Origin of the sequence: Polaromonas sp. UBA4122, from assembly GCA_002381615.1 — a bacterium.
GTDB lineage: Bacteria > Pseudomonadota > Gammaproteobacteria > Burkholderiales > Burkholderiaceae_C > Polaromonas.
In genome coordinates, this window is the sequence record DFWY01000095.1 from 356 (window position 1) to 3,929 (window position 3,574).

A 3,574-nucleotide genomic window follows, 5' to 3' on the forward strand; every position below is an offset into this window, starting at 1 on the left:
AGAGCGTCGGTCTCCAAAACCGAAGGTTGATGGTTCGATTCCTTCTGCCCCTGCCACCCGGTTGTTGATGTATGTCGATGCCGCAGGTGGTTTGAAAAGATAATAAGCAAGCCCGCCAGGAGTGAAAAACTTCAGGTGGGCTTAAGCGTCTGAAGAGACGCACGAAGATTGAACAGGAAATCCGGCAATCATGGCATCTTCTCAAGTTGAAACCGTCAGCACCAACGCCGACAAGGCCAAGCTGGTGCTGGCTGTCGCTCTGGTGCTGGCTTCGCTGGTAGGTTTTTACCTGCTGGGCAGGCGGGGCCAAGTTGCCCAGTGGGGCGTCCTGATTGCGGGATTGCTGGCGGCTGTTGTCATTTTCGTGACGTCGGAGCTGGGCAAGCAGTTTATGGCTTTCGGGCGGGACTCCTTGCGTGAAGTAAGAAAAGTCGTCTGGCCAGCCCGTAAAGAGGCCATGCAAATGACGGCTTATGTGTTCGGCTTTGTGGTGATCATGGCCTTGTTTTTGTGGTTGACAGACAAGACCCTCGAATGGGTGTTTTACGACCTGATCCTGGGATGGAAAAAATAATGAGCGATCTGAACGGCACTGTAGTCAGCGAAGTGGCGGCCGGTACGTCCCTCACGCCGACCCCCGGCATGCAGTGGTATGTCGTACATGCCTATTCCGGTATGGAAAAAGCCGCTGAGCGTAATATTGTTGAGCGCATCAACCGTGCGGGCATGCAGTCCAAGTTTGGCCGTTTCCTGGTGCCGACTGAAGAGGTGGTCGAGATCAAGAACGGCCAGAAGAAAACGACTGAGCGCCGTTTCTTCCCGGGTTATGTGTTGGTCGAGATGGTCATGGATGACGAGACCTGGCACTTGGTGAAGCACACCAATAAGGTCACCGGATTTGTCGGTGGGGCCAAGAACCGTCCGTCCCCGATTTCCGAGGAAGATGTCCAGAAAATCGTGAACCAGATGCAGGTTGGCACCGAGAAGCCGCGCCACAAGGTTGAATTTGAAACGGGCGAGTATGTCCGCGTCAAGGATGGCCCATTCACCGACTTCAATGGCACGGTGGAAGAGGTCAACTACGACAAGAACAAGGTGCGTGTGTCGGTCACGATTTTTGGACGTGCGACACCGGTAGAGCTGGAATTCAGCCAGATCGAAAAGACCTGAGAATCCTGATGTTTTCGGGATAGCGCAATGCGCGCGGCGCCGCGTTGCTCTATCCTTAACTGATTAGATGAATTTTGCGCTTTGCAACTCGGCGCGAATGGTTCTTCTGAACCATGATTGAGTTGTGTAACCCCGGGGAGTCTGGACCTGTTTAATAAAACAGCGTTCAGGCGTTATGACCCGCAAGGAGAAAAGTATGGCGAAAAAAATCGTCGGCTTCGTCAAGCTGCAAGTGCCAGCTGGCAAGGCCAACCCGTCCCCCCCGATTGGCCCGGCGCTGGGTCAGCGCGGCTTGAACATCATGGAATTCTGCAAGGCATTCAATGCCCAGACCCAGGGTGTTGAGCCAGGCCTGCCGCTGCCTGTGGTGATCACCGCTTACGCAGACAAGAGCTTTACCTTCATCATCAAGACGCCTCCGGCGGTCACCCTGATCAAGAAGGCCATCAAGCTCGACAAGGGTTCTGCCACGCCGCACACCGCCAAAGTGGGCAAGATCACCCGCGCGCAGCTGGAAGAAATTGCCAAAACCAAAATGAAAGACATGACTGCGGCCGATCTCGACGCTGCAGTCCGTACTATTGCCGGTTCTGCCCGCTCCATGGGTGTGACGGTGGAGGGTGTTGTATGAGCAAGCTGACCAAACGTCAAAAAACCGTCGGTGACAAGATCGACAGCAACAAGCTGTACGCAGTGCCTGATGCACTGGGTCTTGTCAAAGAGTTTGCCGTCGCCAAGTTTGATGAATCCATCGATGTGGCTGTGCAGCTCGGCATTGATGCCAAGAAATCTGACCAGGTCGTTCGTGGCGCTGTCGTGTTGCCGAATGGCACCGGCAAGACTAAGCGCGTTGCCGTGTTTGCCCAGGGCGCCAAGGCTGAGGAAGCCAAAGCCGCCGGTGCCGACATCGTTGGCATGGACGATCTGGCTGCTGAAATCAAAGCCGGCAAGATGGATTTCGACGTCGTGATTGCTTCCCCCGATGCCATGCGCATCGTGGGTACGCTGGGCCAGATTCTGGGCCCACGTGGCCTGATGCCCAACCCCAAGGTGGGCACCGTGACGCCTGATGTCGCTACCGCAGTTAAAAATGCAAAAGCCGGGCAGGTCCAGTTCCGCGTTGACAAGGCCGGTATTGTGCACGGCACCATTGGCCGCCGTTCGTTTGATACCGACAAGCTGCAAGGCAATCTGGCTGCATTGGTCGATGCGTTGATCAAGGCCAAGCCTGCTACGAGCAAGGGCGTGTATTTGAAGAAAGTAGCGGTTTCGTCAACGATGGGTGTGGGCGTGCGCGTCGACACGCAAACCATCGCGGCGTAATCGAAAAAATTTGAATAGCTCGCAAGGGCTGTTCAATGTGGTGGGCTGCCGGGGTTCGCTCCGGCAGGTCATCCAAGACCGTTGGCGTGCCAGCCCAAATGAACTAGGTTTGGGCCAGGCACTTAATCGAAAGACAGCCAACGCAGATGGCGGTCCCGCTGCAGATGGTTTTGAAAAGAATCTGAAACAGTTGGTCGCTGAATATGAGCGTGTTGAACGGTTGATGCGCAAGCTGAAACCCGACTGCACATTTTTAAGGAGTAGACCTTGAGTCTCAATCGCAGTGAGAAACAAGCCGTCATTGATGAAGTGACCGGCCTCGCCGCTAAAGCTCAAACGCTCGTGATGGCGGAATACCGTGGCATCACGGTCGCTGACATGACCAAGCTGCGCAGCCAAGCCCGCGACAAAGGCGTGAACCTGAGTGTTCTGAAGAACACCCTGGCTCGCCGTGCCGTGGTGGGAAGCGCATTCGAAGTCGTGTCCGACCAGATGACCGGTCCGTTGATCTATGGCTTTTCCATCGATGCTGTAGCTGCTGCAAAAGTGGTAGCTGACTTCGCGAAAACCAACGACAAGTTGGTGATTCGCGGTGGTGCATTTGGTGGCAAACCCCTGGACGTGAACGGCGTGAAGCAACTGGCCAGCATTCCTTCCAAGGACGTGTTGTTGGCTATGTTGTGTGGCTTGCTGATGTCGCCCATCTCGCGTACGGCCGTTGTGCTGGGCGCGCTGGCGGCGAAAAAAGGCGGCGGCGACGATGTGGCAGGAGCCGCGGCGCCCGCTGCAGAGCCCGCGGCGGCGTAAACGATAGACCCTTGCGGGACAGACCGCAGCGCGTAGCGCAAGCTCTGTCCCCAACTGTTAAAGAACTTTTTAGGAAATCAAAATGGCATTCGATAAAGACGCATTTTTGACCGCGCTGGATAGCATGACGGTCCTCGAACTCAACGATCTGGTAAAAGCCATCGAAGAGAAATTTGGTGTGAGCGCAGCCGCCATGGCAGCTCCCGCTGCTGCCGGTGGTGCTGGTGCTGCAGCTGTTGAAGAGAAGACCGACTTCAATGTCTGTCTCTTATAC

The 3,574-nt window shown here is 55.5% G+C and carries 6 protein-coding genes and 1 pseudogene; all 7 read left to right on the plus strand.

Annotated features, from left to right (window positions below):
* Positions 1-190 precede the first annotated feature (190 nt).
* Positions 191-574: a preprotein translocase subunit SecE gene (gene secE, locus B3F77_RS12870; RefSeq protein ID WP_293605334.1), complete on the plus strand. Its 384-nt coding sequence runs from the start codon at positions 191-193 to the stop codon at positions 572-574.
* Between the two features lie 68 nt (positions 575-642).
* The gene (nusG, locus tag B3F77_RS12875) at positions 643-1,170 is read left to right on the plus strand and encodes a transcription termination/antitermination protein NusG (protein WP_293605339.1); all 528 of its coding nucleotides are present in this window, start codon (positions 643-645) and stop codon (positions 1,168-1,170) included.
* 196 nt (positions 1,171-1,366) lie between these two features.
* Positions 1,367-1,801 carry a 50S ribosomal protein L11 gene (gene rplK, locus B3F77_RS12880; RefSeq protein WP_011485322.1) on the plus strand — a complete coding sequence of 145 codons (435 nt, stop codon included), beginning with the start codon at positions 1,367-1,369 and terminating at the stop codon, positions 1,799-1,801.
* Entirely contained in the window at positions 1,798-2,493 is a 696-nt protein-coding gene (rplA, locus tag B3F77_RS12885) for a 50S ribosomal protein L1 (RefSeq protein WP_293605335.1), read from the plus strand. The genes rplK and rplA overlap by 4 nt, the downstream gene beginning before the upstream one ends.
* 10 nt (positions 2,494-2,503) lie before the next feature.
* A complete protein-coding gene (locus B3F77_RS12890; protein ID WP_293605336.1) occupies positions 2,504-2,764 on the plus strand; it encodes a hypothetical protein in 261 nt (86 codons plus the stop codon).
* A complete protein-coding gene (gene rplJ, locus B3F77_RS12895; protein WP_293605337.1) occupies positions 2,761-3,300 on the plus strand; it encodes a 50S ribosomal protein L10 in 540 nt (179 codons plus the stop codon). The genes B3F77_RS12890 and rplJ overlap by 4 nt, the downstream gene beginning before the upstream one ends.
* Before the next feature lie 82 nt (positions 3,301-3,382).
* Positions 3,383-3,574, plus strand: a pseudogene (rplL, locus tag B3F77_RS12900) (50S ribosomal protein L7/L12); the annotation flags it as partial.